20 protein-coding genes are annotated in these 13,730 nt (G+C 58.6%); 7 read left to right on the top strand and 13 right to left on the bottom strand.

The genetic code is table 11. The annotated features are described in order from the left end of the window. Nucleotides 1-188: 188 nt before the first annotated feature. The 11 genes from FGZ14_RS21855 to FGZ14_RS22210 all read right to left on the bottom strand — a co-directional run bounded on the left by FGZ14_RS21855 (nucleotide 189) and on the right by FGZ14_RS22210 (nucleotide 6,650). Nucleotides 189-386, bottom strand: a complete 198-nt coding sequence (locus FGZ14_RS21855) for a hypothetical protein (protein WP_180754643.1) — start codon at nucleotides 384-386, stop codon at nucleotides 189-191. A 262-nt stretch (nucleotides 387-648) separates the two neighbouring features. Beyond that, nucleotides 649-1,272: a hypothetical protein gene (locus FGZ14_RS20975; protein WP_139926289.1), complete on the bottom strand. Its 624-nt coding sequence runs from the start codon at nucleotides 1,270-1,272 to the stop codon at nucleotides 649-651. 119 nt (nucleotides 1,273-1,391) lie between these two features. Next, nucleotides 1,392-2,330 (bottom strand): ArdC family protein, encoded by a 939-nt coding sequence (locus FGZ14_RS20980; protein WP_139926291.1) that lies wholly within the window; start codon nucleotides 2,328-2,330, stop codon nucleotides 1,392-1,394. A gap of 136 nt (nucleotides 2,331-2,466) precedes the next feature. Further along, on the bottom strand, nucleotides 2,467-2,784 hold the full coding sequence (locus tag FGZ14_RS20985; RefSeq protein WP_139926293.1) for a hypothetical protein: 318 nt from the start codon (nucleotides 2,782-2,784) through the stop codon (nucleotides 2,467-2,469). A 34-nt stretch (nucleotides 2,785-2,818) separates the two neighbouring features. Beyond that, nucleotides 2,819-3,208 carry a hypothetical protein gene (locus FGZ14_RS20990; RefSeq protein WP_139926295.1) on the bottom strand — a complete coding sequence of 130 codons (390 nt, stop codon included), beginning with the start codon at nucleotides 3,206-3,208 and terminating at the stop codon, nucleotides 2,819-2,821. 13 nt (nucleotides 3,209-3,221) lie between these two features. Further along, nucleotides 3,222-3,536, bottom strand: coding sequence for a hypothetical protein (locus tag FGZ14_RS20995; RefSeq protein ID WP_139926297.1), 315 nt, complete (start codon nucleotides 3,534-3,536; stop codon nucleotides 3,222-3,224). A 221-nt stretch (nucleotides 3,537-3,757) separates the two neighbouring features. After that, nucleotides 3,758-5,053, bottom strand: a complete 1,296-nt coding sequence (locus FGZ14_RS21000) for a Y-family DNA polymerase (RefSeq protein ID WP_139926299.1) — start codon at nucleotides 5,051-5,053, stop codon at nucleotides 3,758-3,760. Nucleotides 5,054-5,058: 5 nt separating this feature from the next. Next, nucleotides 5,059-5,526, bottom strand: a complete 468-nt coding sequence (locus FGZ14_RS21005; protein WP_139926301.1) for a LexA family transcriptional regulator — start codon at nucleotides 5,524-5,526, stop codon at nucleotides 5,059-5,061. A gap of 147 nt (nucleotides 5,527-5,673) precedes the next feature. Beyond that, complete coding sequence (locus tag FGZ14_RS21010) at nucleotides 5,674-5,988, bottom strand: hypothetical protein (RefSeq protein WP_139926303.1); 315 nt, start codon at nucleotides 5,986-5,988, stop codon at nucleotides 5,674-5,676. Nucleotides 5,989-6,021: 33 nt separating this feature from the next. Further along, a complete protein-coding gene (locus FGZ14_RS21015; RefSeq protein ID WP_139926304.1) occupies nucleotides 6,022-6,381 on the bottom strand; it encodes a hypothetical protein in 360 nt (119 codons plus the stop codon). A 137-nt stretch (nucleotides 6,382-6,518) separates the two neighbouring features. Further along, a complete protein-coding gene (locus tag FGZ14_RS22210) occupies nucleotides 6,519-6,650 on the bottom strand; it encodes a hypothetical protein (protein WP_257883430.1) in 132 nt (43 codons plus the stop codon). A gap of 276 nt (nucleotides 6,651-6,926) precedes the next feature. On the opposite strand from FGZ14_RS22210, the gene FGZ14_RS21020 reads away from it, so the two are divergent. Next, nucleotides 6,927-7,208 (top strand): hypothetical protein, encoded by a 282-nt coding sequence (locus FGZ14_RS21020; RefSeq protein ID WP_139926306.1) that lies wholly within the window; start codon nucleotides 6,927-6,929, stop codon nucleotides 7,206-7,208. Nucleotides 7,209-7,214: 6 nt separating this feature from the next. Here FGZ14_RS21020 and FGZ14_RS21025 read toward each other — a convergent pair whose 3' ends face one another. Together FGZ14_RS21025 and FGZ14_RS21030 are read right to left on the bottom strand one after the other, a co-directional pair. Beyond that, nucleotides 7,215-7,679 carry a hypothetical protein gene (locus tag FGZ14_RS21025; RefSeq protein WP_139926307.1) on the bottom strand — a complete coding sequence of 155 codons (465 nt, stop codon included), beginning with the start codon at nucleotides 7,677-7,679 and terminating at the stop codon, nucleotides 7,215-7,217. Nucleotides 7,680-7,847: 168 nt separating this feature from the next. Next, the gene (locus FGZ14_RS21030) at nucleotides 7,848-8,039 is read right to left on the bottom strand and encodes a hypothetical protein (RefSeq protein WP_139926309.1); all 192 of its coding nucleotides are present in this window, start codon (nucleotides 8,037-8,039) and stop codon (nucleotides 7,848-7,850) included. Nucleotides 8,040-8,484: 445 nt separating this feature from the next. Here FGZ14_RS21030 and FGZ14_RS21035 point away from each other — a divergent pair, with 445 nt between their 5' ends. The 6 genes from FGZ14_RS21035 (at nucleotide 8,485) to FGZ14_RS21060 (ending at nucleotide 13,684) form a co-directional block, all read left to right on the top strand. Beyond that, nucleotides 8,485-9,033, top strand: coding sequence for a hypothetical protein (locus FGZ14_RS21035; protein ID WP_139926311.1), 549 nt, complete (start codon nucleotides 8,485-8,487; stop codon nucleotides 9,031-9,033). A gap of 39 nt (nucleotides 9,034-9,072) precedes the next feature. Further along, the gene (locus FGZ14_RS21040; protein ID WP_139926313.1) at nucleotides 9,073-9,561 is read left to right on the top strand and encodes a cupin domain-containing protein; all 489 of its coding nucleotides are present in this window, start codon (nucleotides 9,073-9,075) and stop codon (nucleotides 9,559-9,561) included. A gap of 260 nt (nucleotides 9,562-9,821) precedes the next feature. Continuing rightward, nucleotides 9,822-10,673: an aldo/keto reductase gene (locus FGZ14_RS21045; RefSeq protein ID WP_139926315.1), complete on the top strand. Its 852-nt coding sequence runs from the start codon at nucleotides 9,822-9,824 to the stop codon at nucleotides 10,671-10,673. A gap of 199 nt (nucleotides 10,674-10,872) precedes the next feature. After that, nucleotides 10,873-11,790 carry a helix-turn-helix domain-containing protein gene (locus tag FGZ14_RS21050; protein ID WP_308217183.1) on the top strand — a complete coding sequence of 306 codons (918 nt, stop codon included), beginning with the start codon at nucleotides 10,873-10,875 and terminating at the stop codon, nucleotides 11,788-11,790. Between the two features lie 267 nt (nucleotides 11,791-12,057). Next, a complete protein-coding gene (locus FGZ14_RS21055; RefSeq protein ID WP_139926317.1) occupies nucleotides 12,058-12,693 on the top strand; it encodes a (2Fe-2S)-binding protein in 636 nt (211 codons plus the stop codon). 4 nt (nucleotides 12,694-12,697) lie between these two features. Beyond that, entirely contained in the window at nucleotides 12,698-13,684 is a 987-nt protein-coding gene (locus tag FGZ14_RS21060) for a xanthine dehydrogenase family protein subunit M (protein WP_139926319.1), read from the top strand. Nucleotides 13,685-13,730 lie beyond the last annotated feature (46 nt).

A 13,730-nucleotide genomic window follows, 5' to 3' on the forward strand; every position in this document is an offset into this window, starting at 1 on the left:
GTAGGGCTAATCTGGTCAGTTGCCCAAAGGTAGAAACTTACGCCTAACGCAACTAAATTTAGTTGCGTTAGGGTCTTTCTTTTTGCACTTATTCCGCCTTCCCCTGCCGCCCAACTGAAAAGAGCCACCCTGAATAGGGTGGCTCCAATCCTTGTAGCATGCCTGCCTTAGATCCGCACGCTGCGGGGCTAGTGGCCCGCTATGGTTTTGCGGTAGTGGGTGCTTCCCGGCTGCCGTTCAAACCCCCGCTTCTGTACTAAGTGCGCGGCCAGTAAGGCCTGCACATCCAGAAAGAGCAGATCTACTCCCCGATCCTTACAAAGTGCCTCCATCTGCTTCAGAAAGGCCGCAAAGTGGCCATTACCCGGCAAGTCGTTATGCACCATGTTAACGCACAGTGCTGGCGCGGGCAGCAAACTTGTCCCGCACCGGTATCCTTTGGGAAAGGTGCACCAGTTACCCGAAATGGTACCGCAGGTAAAATCAGGCAATTCGCCCTCGTCAGCCTCCTCGTGTAGAATCAAAACTGGATGCATGCCCTAGTGACGCATCCAAGATAGAACCCCCTCCTGAGCGGCGGTCAATTGGTTACTCTGGGTGAAATTCATAGACGGCAGGTAAAAAGTAAATGGTGAGGCCTGTTGTCACCTAGGCCAGTTGTTGAGCCACTGGCCCCCCGGCCAGCACGCCGGCAGCTGCGCCGGATCGGGAAAGAATAGCGTCTGCTGCTACGGATAAAATGGCCGCGTCGCCCTGATCAAACAGGGGCAGCTGCTCCCGAAGCACCCGACACAGGGGGCGCCAGAAAGCCGTATCCGTTATGGCCAGCGCGCGACTGCAGAGTACCCGTCCTTTCCCGGGCGCATCAGCCACCGGCTCCAGCAGTACTAGTTGCAGCGTAGCTGGCATGGCGGTCGAAGCTTGCTCTAGCCACTTCTCGACCATGGAGCGGGAGCCTTTGCCAAGGTTGATATCCGACACGAGTGCCGGCAACTCACCGACCTGGGCGGCCAGCATCACCAATGGGATACCCTCCAGGGGCTCCAGCAAGTTCACGCGCACGTCGGCAAAGCCCCAGGCGTCCAGCAATCTGTTCCGGTCAGCCTCCTCCAGGGCCTGGCCAGCACGGTGCACCAGCGCTAAGCCTCCGCCCGCCATCAGGCGTAGTTGAGTCACCCGCTTCTTGGGCGGGAGCGGCAACAGGGCATCAACTACAGGAACAGGCAGCACCACGGGCGGCGGGGAGAGAAATGGGGGACTAAGAGTAAACATAGCGCAATCAGGTTTAAATGAGAAATACCCATAGGCTTAGGGCAGGCTCGATGCCTGCCCTAAGCCTATCGGCGTCCGGAGCCTGCCCGGCGTGATGCCGGGCAGGATGGGCGGGGTTGTTATTCGGCCGGGGCTTCTTCGTAACTGGGGGCCGACTGTCCTAGGATGTGGTAGGCTGCCTTCTGGGCTAGGCTGGCCGCGCTCATCACCAACGATTTGTCATTGCGCAGAGCCTTCAGCCAGTTCTGAATATAGGCCGTAGCATTGTCGATTGTGGCGGAAAGGTCAAGCCCTGCGGCGGCACTCAGGAAAGCGGCAGTCATTTCGGCCGTTAGTTCCTCCTTGGCGTAGGTAGTCGAGCCGAAACCGGCGTTTTCTACCAACTCGGGCCGATTCAGGCGGCGCTGGTGGCCGGTACTGTGGGCCAACTCGTGGAAAAGGGTTGCGTAGTAGCCTTCCACCGTGTTAAACGACTCCGGGGCGGGCATCAACACTTCATCCACTGATTTGCGGTACAAGGCCTGATCACCTTTGAAGTACAGCGAAGGACCTTCCAGCTCCCCCATATAATTCACGCAGATGCGCTCGGCCTCGGCTACTGGCTGATGCTCACGGGTAATAAGCTCGGGCAATTTCCAGTCGATGCCATCAACCTGCGCGATATTGAAAACGGTGGAATAACGCAGAATCGGGAAACAGTCCTTTTCGCCCGTCTGCTTGTTCTCCTTCACATAGTTGGAGAAGAAAACGACCATCATGCCCTTTTCCCCCTTACGGACCTGACCACCGGCCGCTTTGGCTTGGTTGTAGGTCAAAAACAGTGGGTATTCATACTCCAGCATGGACAGCAAAAAAGCGTTGATGCTCTGGTAAACGTGGCCGCTGATGTAATTGCGAGGGGCACCGGCTCCGGCGTTCCAAGGCTTGCGCCACGGAATAATACCGCCTTCCAGTGCGGTAACAATCCGGTCCGTTACCATCTGGCAAATGTCGGGGCGGGGAGTGGCGGCTTTAGTAGCGGCGGCTTTCTTGGCGGCGGGGGCAGTTGACTTTTTCATAAGGGGGAAGGTTGCTTGCGTTGTATATATGGGTATACGTAAACGGTCGTCTTTTGCATATAAAAGTCAACGAAAAAACACGTCTATTTACCTCATCAAGCATTTTCTTCCCTACTGCCCCGACTCTGAAAGTAGCTTAGGCTGCCCGTGCGGTGGGGGCTTCCGGTGCATCAAACAGGCCTAGCTGATGAGCTGCTGCAGGAGCCTTGGCCACAGCGGGGGCTGGGGTAACGGCCGGCTGCTCGTCGTCGTCCCACGAGGTTAGCTGCCGGCCATATTTCTCTATCTCCTCGGCTCGCCAGACAACGTGCGCGGCCGTGCGGCGGGGCCGGTGGGGTTGCACAATCGGCCCGCTGTGGCCGCTGGGCCGGATGCAGTAGGTACCCGCGGCTGCGTGGCACTGCGGGCAGGCAACTTCGCGGTAATCGTAACGGTTGGGGTCCATTTCGGCCATGACGGGCAGCGTTGGGCAGTTGGGAGGAAAAAGTTTACAGCAGGTCGCTAATGGTAGCAAAGGCCTGGTTGCCGGTCAGTCGGACCTGACTAGCGGAATAGACCGGGCTTTGGTCCTGCTTGCGGTAGAAGTAGCAGGCTAGGTAGGGGTCGTAACTGATGGCCGTGGCCGGCTCGGCTACGGTGCTGGTGAAGGTGCCGTGGGCAAAGGCATGCACATTTTTGTGCTTGTCCCGAATCACGCGCTGGCGCCCTTTTTCCCGGACCTCAAAGGTGACATTCAGCAGGTGCACATCGGGCAGATGGGCTACCACTTTCTCTTTGCCATCAACCTTGAATAGGATCGACCAATATCCCTTTTTCTGGAGGTTGCGGTAGGCTTTTACCTGCTTGCCTTCTAGGTCAATGGTAAGGGGGCGTATCATCTGACCGGCCGGTTTAGTGAGTAACCGGAGTGGCGCTGGCAGCTTCAAGCAGCAGGCGTGGCTGTTCAGCGTGGGCACCGGCCGCGTAGTAGGTCTGGCTGATTGTTACCTTCAGTTCTTCGGGCTGCACGGGAGCAACCCAATCCGTCAGATTAGAGGTCTGAAACCCCAAGGCGCGGAGCACTTCTAGGTTGGCCTCGGAGGCAAAGGGAACTACGCTAAGCTCGTTGTTATCCGTCGTCTCAAAGCGAAAGGCCCGCAGCGAGTAATCCTGCAACCCAAGCGAGAAAGAAAGAATCAGATAAGGAACAGTACACTGCTTTTTCATAGCCTCCGGGGGTATCACCGTTGCTATTTATACGCAAAACCAGCCTTCAAGTTGGTGCTTTTGTTGCTCTTTAGCAACAAAAAAGACCGGCAAAACCGGCCTTTTGTCCCTGCTGCCCACTTTCAGAGTATCTGAATAGAGCCTTTATTCATTGTTCTTAATTAGCTCCCAGTCTGAGAGTTTTACTTCCTCAAAAAAACCTGAATTAACCGAAACTGCTCCTACGACTTAACCCACAGCAGATCTTTAAACCGCGTGGTATAAGCTGGGGTTTTCCACGCCGCTTTTGCCGTCCAGGGTGCTACTTCCAGGCCTGGGGCCGGTACCGCTGTGGCCAGTCGAACGGTGTTCTTGCCAAAGCGCCGGTTTAGGGCATCCATTTCCGCCATAATCTGGCTTCGCTTCTCTGATGGGGGCTCAGCGCAAAATAAGGACAGTTGCACCTGGCCGGCCGGCTCCAGCCCATCGAGCACAATGCCCGCTTTCACATAGCGACCCGGCTGCCACATGGCCGACAACGCGGCCCGCGCCTGAGCCAGCAACTCACTGGTATCTGACGTGGCTACCGGCAGCGTTACCACAGCGGAAAACGAATAGGGCGGGGGCTCCAGCCCGTAGCGGCTCTTGCTGATAAAGATGGTCAGAATGTGAGCCGCATCGCCCTGTTTACGCAGCTTCTCGGCACCTCGGGAGAGAAATGTAGCTACGGCACCCAATACATCGTCAAAGGAGCTGAGGGCCTGGCCAAAGGTGCGGGAACAGCAGATACTTTGCCGGCGTAGGGTACCGTCCTCGCTCGGCGCCAGCCCCTGACAGGAATAGCCCTGCAGCTCGCGTACCAGGCGCGCGCCGACTACGCCGCCCAGGTGCTTGCGGGCAAACGAGTCGGCGCACGCCGCCAGCTCAGCGGCAGTGTAAATGCCCGCGGCCGTGAGCGTCTGCGCGTACTGGCGGCCAACTCCCCAAACATCCTCCACGGCTACCTGCTCCAGAGCCCAGCGCCGGCGCTCCTCGGTATCGAGGTACACCACGCCCTGATGCTCAGGGTTCTTCTTAGCGATGCGGTTAGCCAGCTTGGCCAGCGTTTTTGTGGGGGCCACGCCGACGCAGTTAGGCAAGCCCGTGCGCTTCAGCACCTTGGCCCGCAGATTACGGGCGAAGGTATCCAGGCTACCGCAGTAGCGCTCCATGCCGTGCAGGTCCATAAAGGCCTCGTCGATGGAATAGATTTCAACCTCGGGGGCGGTCTGCGCCAGGCAGTACATCACCCGCCGCGACATATCTCCATACAAAGGATAGTTGGAGCTGAATACGTGGGCTTTGTGGCGCTCCAGCTCCTCTTTCACCTGAAAGTATGGATCACCCATCTGAAAGCCCAGGGCCTTCGCCTCGGCCGAGCGGCTGATGATACAGCCGTCATTGTTTGACAGCACCACCACGGGCTTTCCCTGCAGCTTGGGCTGGAAAACAGACTCGCAGTTGCAATAAAAGTTGTTGATATCGAGCAACCCGAACATGGCTCCTAATCTCTGGTGCGCAGTAAGGCGCTCATCTTACCTGGAATCAGCTCATGCAGCACATGGGTTACCACGCCCCATATCTGCACGTCGCCGGCATCGTGAATCTGCCAAGGTTTAAAGGCCGGATTTTCGGGCTTCAGCCACCACGCTCCATCCTCGCACCATAAGCGCTTCACGGTGCATTCTCCATCAATCACGGCCACCACAATATGATTATGGTCGGCTTCCATCTGCTTATCGACGGCCAGTAAGTCGCCCTCGTGGATCTCCGCGCCCGCCATGCTTTCTCCCATTACCCGTACCAGGTACGTTGCGTCCGGATGCCGTAGCAGCAACCGGTTCAGGTCAAACATTTCCTCTATTTCGTCACTGGCCGGGCTCGGGAAGCCGGCTGGTACGGCGCAGCTGAATAAAGGTAGCAGAAAGGGAATTCCGGTATCAGGAACCGGAATGAGTTCTACGTTTTGCATGGCACTTGCAGTAGGTAAGGACTACAAGTATACGCCGCTACTAACTTAGTTAGCTGAAATAAGCTAAAATAAATAGCAATTCATGTATAGCGCTACTGCAATTCCGGCATGTATTCCAGCGTATGGCCCGATGAGCAAGCCAGCTGCTTACTCAGTTGGCTCACCTTCAGCCGTTGCTTCCTGTTGCAGTTCCGGCAACACGGCGGCCACGGCAAAGAAGTCACTACGGAATAGATTTGACTCGCGCTCAGCAATGGAAAAGCGTAGGGCAATGGCCTCGTAAGCGCCTTCCGAAATCTTCAGATGGGCCACTTCGCCCGTTGTGCCCTGGCCCCGGTCCCCGTGAATGCAAAGAAGGTGGTCGTACTGATTGAGAGGCTTATACTTGAAAATACGAATGTAAGCCTGGTGATTCTGGTAGGCCCCTAGTTCACTAGGGGTAGAAAGCTTTTTGGAACTCATAGCTGGGCTGGGCTGAACCCAAAGGTAAGCAGGCTACGGCTGGTCGTCGTAGATAACGAACACGGCCACCAGGTCAGGAACCCGCCCGTTAACGGTATCATCCTTATACTGAGCCGGGCGGAAAAAGCGCCGCTGCACCCGGCAGGCCAGCATCATCAGGTCGCCCGCTTCATTGTAAGGTACATTTACCGTAAAGGCATCTTTGCGCTGGGGCAGCTCCCCGATGGCGTTTCCAATGTCGCAGATTACCTCCGCCATCAGGCGCTGATACTCCCAGTTGGGCACCGGTGCTTCCGCATCGCTGGGAACGTAGTTGGCCCGCACAAGAATGTACTTCCCGTTTTTAACAATAAAGCCGTGGGGCGGCTGGGCGTGCATCTGGGTTCCCTCCATACCGTAAAAGTAGCAGGCCGTAAAAGCAATTACCCACTCCGGCGCTGGAATAGCCTGTTTTTCTTGACTTTTACCCGCCAAACAGCGTATCTTTATATAGTAAAAAAATAGGGGAAGCCTTGCGGCTCCCCCTACCCTTACTTCCAGTGTTCGAGCAGCGCCACGGCGCTCCCGCCCACTAGAAACCCCAACAGCCACTTTACCAGCTCCTGGGGTATGCGGAGTTTAAGCGTGAACTTAAAATCCGTTTCAGCACGTTCCTTTTCCATCTTGTCCGAAGAAGTTAAGGTGTGACTGCACCCACTTCTTGAAACCCCGAAGGCCTCCACGCCTCCGGGGTTTCGCCGTTCATAGGCAACCGACGTTGGCGGGGTGGATACCGTGCGTTACCCCTAAGATACACATAAAAAACCGCATTTATAGGCTAGAAACGCAGTTTTGGCGGATATTTTGCCTATCTAATCAACTCTTTTTTTTGCTCCTGATTTGGAAGTGTACGGCGAATAGTCGTCTTTTTTCAACACCTCCTTTTTTCCATTTCAGCCATGAGCACCACCTTACACGAACAAGTCCTAGCCCTGCACCGCCACTACAATCAGGTAGAGGAAACGCAGGTAGGTTTACCTGACAAACGTTCCCGAACGCACAACAACCACGATGCCCAGGAACAGCGCGTAATTGAGAAGGCCTTCGAGGTTATGCGGGCAGCCCGCAACCTGCCCACGGCCGGCACCGAGTACGAGGCAGAAGTAGAAAACATCATCGACGGCTGCCGCGATATTCAGCAAAATCCCTACCTGCGACGCGGTGGCGTAGGCCGGGGGTAAGCCATTTCAGGCCACGTCTAGTTGCGGCTGGCCCTGATGGTGCAGCATCTGCCGCTGCAGGTAGTCCCGCAGCTCCAGCAGTCCCAATTCCTGAGCCAGCGTCAGGCTACGCTGAAAATGCTCGTGGCCTGGGCTGCTGGCGCTATAGGGTTGCTGCTCGTCCTGGTACTGGTGGGCCAGGTGAAGGCCTGCCAGACAATCTAGCAGCGGCTGCATCGAGCAGCCTTGCTGATTCAAGCTGGCCAGGGCATGCACGATGGCAAAGCAGATGGCCGCTTTCCCAGCTGCTATTTCCTCTACCTGTTCCGTTTCCCAAGGCTGGGCACTCCGCTGGCACTCGCGCTGCTGCCGCTGGGCGGCGACATACCGGCGCTGACAGCGCTGGAAATACAGCCAGAAATCATCCTCGGCCGGAAAGAGCTTTGATAATCCCCGAACGGCATACTCCTGCAGCGTCAGGTAGTCGAGCAACTGTTGGCCTTGGTTAAAAGTTTGGTACAGAAGTCGCATTTGGCCCGTACCGGACCTGCGTCTCTCGGGTGTCTTTCTTATGCCTACTTATGCCTGGGCTTTGGGGCGATGGCGCAGCGGCAGCAGCACAGCCAGCAGCGCGGCGCCGCTGGCCAATAGTGGGTGTTGTTAAACAAATAGGGAAAAACCTCCAACTCGTTCCTCTGCCGGTTTGCACGGCGGCTGACAGGTGCTGGTCAAGTCCATATCGAACGGCGCGTCCGTCGGCAGGGTCCGGTCGGAGAAGTCGTATTCGCCGTGCATGTTCAGGTAGCGGTAAGAGAGCACGGTCAAGTCGAAGACCAGCAGCGTCTCGTCCACGTAGGAGTCGGCGGTTGCCGAAGTACCTGAACGAGGCGCTGCTGGCGGACGAGTCCATAGCCAGGTCGACCTTCTGCCCGTCGCTGCTGCGGAGCACCTCAGGCGAGAAGCGGAACGATCAGTACTGGAACCGCACACGAGTCACAATGGCCGCTTGTACCAAAGCCTCAGATTCACCTTCATAGGGGGAGGTTTGCCGCTCGATGTTTGAATCTCATACCTATTGGTTTGATTTCCATTATTTACCCCGTCCGGACGCGCAGACCTTTGCAGAAGTAACTGCGACGTACCGTCGGCTTCCTACTCTAGCCTGTCGTCTACCACATTTAAAGTAGTTGCTGACATGGGCTATGGCAAGCGCGGCTAACAGAAAGAATCTCCCGGCCACCTGCACAAGTGCGTTGGCCGAAGCGCCCGGTTCACGTTAAGTCCTGACGGAAAGATTATGAAAGGATTCAAGGCCTACCAGATAGACACGGCTTCTGGTCCATTCAGCGCTGGTGGCCGCCGTGATTGTTACGCTATCTACCTGCTGTCCGGCCAACGAGCACTGCAGAGCACCGACCGGGAAACCGAACCGGATACCACGTATTTGTTGGTGGGTAACCCGTCAGAGGGGGACTCTTCGCACGTATTGCTCGCTCACCAAACGGGCTATGCCTGTTTGTTTACTGAGGCGTTTGTGCAAGAGTGCGGCAAGGTGGCAAGCCAGACACCCTGGTCCTTGCTCCGCACCGTAGGGAGCATCGTCTTCCCGCTTCAATGTGAGCAGGCCCTATACCTGACCAGTCTGTTTCAAAAGATGGTGGCCGAGCAACAGTCATCCTATCTTTTTCAGCACGAGCTGCTCGGCAGCTACCTACAACTGGTCCTGCACGAGGCCTTGCGGCTTCACCCCACCGCCCCTCCCTGCCACTTTCGGTACTACTTCCAGTGCCTCGCCTCGCCGGGCGGACTCGGTACCGGCTGGCTTCGCCGCCGACGCCGGGGATAACTGCCTGAAAGCACGATAACACTCCTTCACCCCACTGCTATGCTACAAACAACCATTGGCCTGTGCGCCCTGTGCTGTGCGCTTAGCCTACCTGTGTTTGCGCAGTCCAAAATAGCCACCACGGGTGCGCCGGCACCCGCTACACCCAAGGGCCAGCGGGCGCCGGCCCAGTACTTCACGGGCACTGCGTGGATATCTTACCTGGTCGCCGACGACAGCACCTACCAGTGCGTGGTGGGCAACGTGGCGTTTGAGCCCGGGGCCCGCACCAACTGGCACCGCCACCCCAGCGGGCAAATCCTGCTGGTGACCGAGGGCGTGGGCTATTACCAGGAAAAAGGCCAGCCCCGCCGCCAGCTGCGCAAGGGCGACGTCATCCAGGCCCGGCCCGGGGTCGAGCACTGGCACGGGGCTTCGGCCAAACATGCCATGACCCACGTGGCCATCGTGCCCAACACGGAGAAGGGCGCGGCCGTCTGGCTGCAGCCGGTCACTGAAGAGCAATATCTAAGCCCGAGCTCAAAATGAGGTTGAGCGGCTTTTGGCCCGAGCCGGGGATTGTCCTTAGCGAATGGCCTGTTTGAAATTCATACTGATTCGTTTGAATCTCATTTTCTGCCCCTGATAAACTACCGGACCTTTGTCAGGCAAATTCGAGGCGGCTGCGTTCGTACCGGATGCGCCGGCTACCGCCGGAAAGAGCACCATTACCGTTACCCCACGGGTAGCGCAGCTCGCCAGCGGCAAGCGAATTCTCCCATCGCATCATCCCCTTACTTAAAAACATCATGCAGACCGTTGAGTTGAACAACGGGGTTAAAATGCCCCTGCTGGGTTTTGGCGTCTTCCAGGTGCCCGACCCCATCGAATGCGAAAACAGCGTATTGGAAGCCATCAAGGCCGGCTACCGCCTCATCGACACGGCTGCCTCGTACGGCAACGAAGAAGCCGTGGGCAACGCCATCCGCAAGAGCGGCGTGCCGCGCGGCGAGCTGTTCATCACCACCAAGCTCTGGGTGCAGGACGCCAGCTACGAGGGAGCCAAGTATGCCTTTGCCTCCTCGCTGGAAAAGCTTGGGCTCGACTACCTGGATTTGTACCTCATCCACCAACCCTACGGCGACGTGCACGGCGCCTGGCGTGCCATGGAGGAAATCTACCGGGAAGGCAACGCCAAGGCCATTGGCGTGAGCAACTTCGCCCCCGACCGCCTCATGGACCTGCTGGTGCACCACGAGGTAGTGCCGGCCGTCAACCAGGTGGAAACCCACCCCTTCCATCAGCAGGTGGAGGAGCAAAAGTTCATGGCCGACAACAAGGTGCAGATTCAGTCCTGGGGCCCGTTTGCCGAAGGCAAGAACGACATCTTCACCAACGAGCTGCTGCAACGCCTCGCCACGAAGCATCAGAAAACGGTGGCCCAGGTGATTCTGCGCTGGCTCACGCAGCGCGGCGTGGTGGCCATCCCGAAGTCGGTGCGCCCCGAGCGCATGGCCGAGAACTTCAACATCTTCGACTTTGAGCTGAGCGCTGACGACATGCAGGCCATCGCGACCCTGGACACCAAGGCCAGCCTGTTCTTTGACCACCGCGACCCGAACATGGTCAAGGCGCTCAGCAGCTACAAGCTTCACGCGTAGTTGTACCAAGCGGTGTCGCTCGCGGCAGCAGTTATCCATAGAGGTAACCGCTGCTGCGGGCGACACCGCTTCTGGTACTTTAAGGCCTTTGCATCCTGGGCAAGCAGCCGCTGCAAGCCAAGCTGGTTCAACAAGCAGTTCCTGCCCTTTTTAACTTGGTTTAACACCTTCGCCGTACCGCCTTTACCGTATAATCGTCATGAGCCACGAAGCAGCCCCCGCCACCGCCCCGAGTACCCACCCCGAAGAACTTGTGGGCATGCAGGAGCTGAGGCTTCGGGGCTTCAAGGCCTACGAGGTGGACACGCCCACGCTTACGAATCACATCTACCGCCGCTGGGACTTTTTCAAAGTGGCGCTGCTGACCAGCAACTGCGCCGTGCATTACGCGGACCGCAGCATCGACATTACCGGCCCCAGCCTGATGTTCGCCAACCCGCACATTCCGTATTCGCTGGAAATGCACGATGCGCGGTTCACCGGCTATACTTGCCTCTTCACCGAGGCGTTCATGAAGGAGAACGACCGGTCGGAAAGCCTGCAGCAGTCGCCCCTGTTCAAGGTGGGCGGCACGCCCGTTTTCCACCTCAGCGAGCTGCAAACCGCGTACGCCCAGGGCATCTTCCAGAAAATCCTGGCCGAACAGGACTCGGGCTACCTCTACAAAGGCGACTTGATTCGCACCTACCTGCAGCTGCTCATCCACGAGGCCTTGCGCATGCAGCCCTCGGAAAGCTTCGTGCAGCACAAAAACGCCTCGTCCCGGATTACCGCCCTGTTTCTGGACCTGCTGGAGCGGTTGTTTCCGGTGGAAAGCCCCGACCAGGCCATGCCGCTGAAATCAGCGCAGGACTTTGCCCACCAGCTGGGCGTGCACGTCAACCACCTCAACCGGGCCGTGAAGGAAGTGACCGGCAAGCCTACCACGGCCCACATTGCCGAGCGGGTGGTTAGCGAAGCCAAGGCCCTGCTGCACCACACGGCGTGGAGCACGGCCGAAGTGGCCTACAGCCTGGGCTTCGAGTACCCGACCTATTTCAACAACTTCTTCAAGAAGCACACCGGCACCACCCCGCTGGCCTTCCGCCGGGATGCCGAGCAGGTACCGGCGGTATAGCGCGCCAAATAGCCTAGGTTGTAGCTCAGCCCTGCGGCTAGCTGGCTGGAGCGTTGGGCAGCATTATACTATTCAAACGAATCAGTAAGGGTTTCAAACATTGCCGGGGCCGGGGGCAACTTCAGTAAGAGCAGCGGGTATATTCCGGCTGTAGTCGCCGTACCCGGGTACTGGCACGGGGTAGTAGCCTGTGGCTCGCGCTTCATTCCGGCCAGGTCCATACGCTAGTTCCCTGCTGGCTGACTTTCTCACCTAGCCCCTATCGCCATGGAGTCTGACTTGTTTCCCCCCAACCCGGACACGCCGCAGCCGGCCGATGATTCGCGCCGCTCGTTCATGAAACAAGCCGGCGGCCTCTTCGGCTTGGCCCTGGCTTCCCCACTGGCGGGTCAGGCCGAACGGCTGACGGCCTACTCCAAGGTCATCAACGGCGCCACCGACATCACGCTGCGCGTTAATGGCCAGGCCCACACCGTGCGCGTGGAACCCCGCGTAACGCTGCTCGACACGCTGCGAGAACGGCTGGATTTGACCGGCACCAAGAAAGGTTGCGACCACGGCCAGTGCGGCGCCTGCACCGTGCACGTCAACGGCCAGCGCACCCTCTCGTGCCTAACGCTGGCCGTGATGGCGCAGGGCAAAGAAATCACCACCATTGAGGGCCTGGCCAAGGGCGACCAGCTGCACCCCATGCAGGCGGCCTTCCTCAAGCACGACGGCCTGCAGTGCGGCTACTGCACGCCCGGCCAGATTATGTCGGGCGTCGCCTGCGTGCAAGAAGGCCACGCCACCACCGACGCGCAGTGCCGGGAGTGGATGAGCGGCAATCTGTGCCGCTGCGGCGCTTACCCCAACATCCTGGCCGCCGTGCGCGAAGTAGCGGGCCAATCAGCAAAAGGGTAATCCGATGAACGACTTCAGTTATACCCAAGCGGCTTCGGCCAAAGAAGCCACCGCCCTGCGCAAGGACACGCCCACGGCCGCCTACATCGCCGGCGGCACCACGCTGCTGGATTTGATGAAGGCCCACCTGCAGGAACATTCACAGCTGGTCGACATTACCATGCTGCCCTTCAAAGGCATTGAGCAAACCAAAGAGGGCCTGCGCATCGGGGCGCTGGAAACCATGAGCGCCGTGGGCGAGCACCCGCTGGTGGTGCAACAGTACCCGGCCGTGTCACAGTCGCTGCTGCTGGCCGCCTCGCCCCAGCTGCGCAACATGGCTACCATCGGGGGCAACATCCTGCAACGTACCCGTTGCGGCTACTTCCGCGACCCAGCCTTTCCCTGCAATAAGCGCGTACCCGGCTCCGGCTGCCCCGCCTTGGAGGGCGACAACCACAACCTGGCCATTTTGGGCGTGAGCGACTCGTGCATTGCCAACTCCTACCCGGGGGATTTCTCCGTGGCGCTGGCCGCTTTCGACGCGGTGCTGACCCTAGAAAAGGGCAAGGGCAAGCAGCGGCAAGTGCCGCTAAATGACTTCTACCGGCTGCCGGGCAATACGCCGCACATCGAGACCGTGCTGGAGCCCGGCGAGTTGATTGTGGCCGTCACGATTCCGACCGCGACGCATGCCCAGCGCTCCGCTTACTTGAAGGTGCGCGAGCGCAGCAGCTATGCCTATGCCCTAGCCTCGGCCGCTGTGGGGTTGGACGTGCAATCTGGCACCATCCGCGCGGCCCGTGTGGCCCTGGGCGGGGTGGGGGCCCAGCCCTGGCGCAGCCGCGAAGCCGAGAAAGTATTGACCGGAGCGCCCGCGACGGAAGCTACCTTCCGAGCGGCCGCCGCGGCTGCCTTGCAAGGGGCCCAGCCCCGGGAACACAACCGCTTCAAAGTAGAGCTGGCGCAAAACACGCTGGTGCGCGCCCTGCAGCAAGTCAGCGCGGGTTGAGCACCCTGCCCCTTCCTTTTCCCATCCCACGGCCCCTTACGCCCGA

Source organism: Hymenobacter sp. DG01 (assembly GCF_006352025.1).
In the GTDB taxonomy this organism is placed as follows: Bacteria; Bacteroidota; Bacteroidia; order Cytophagales; family Hymenobacteraceae; genus Hymenobacter.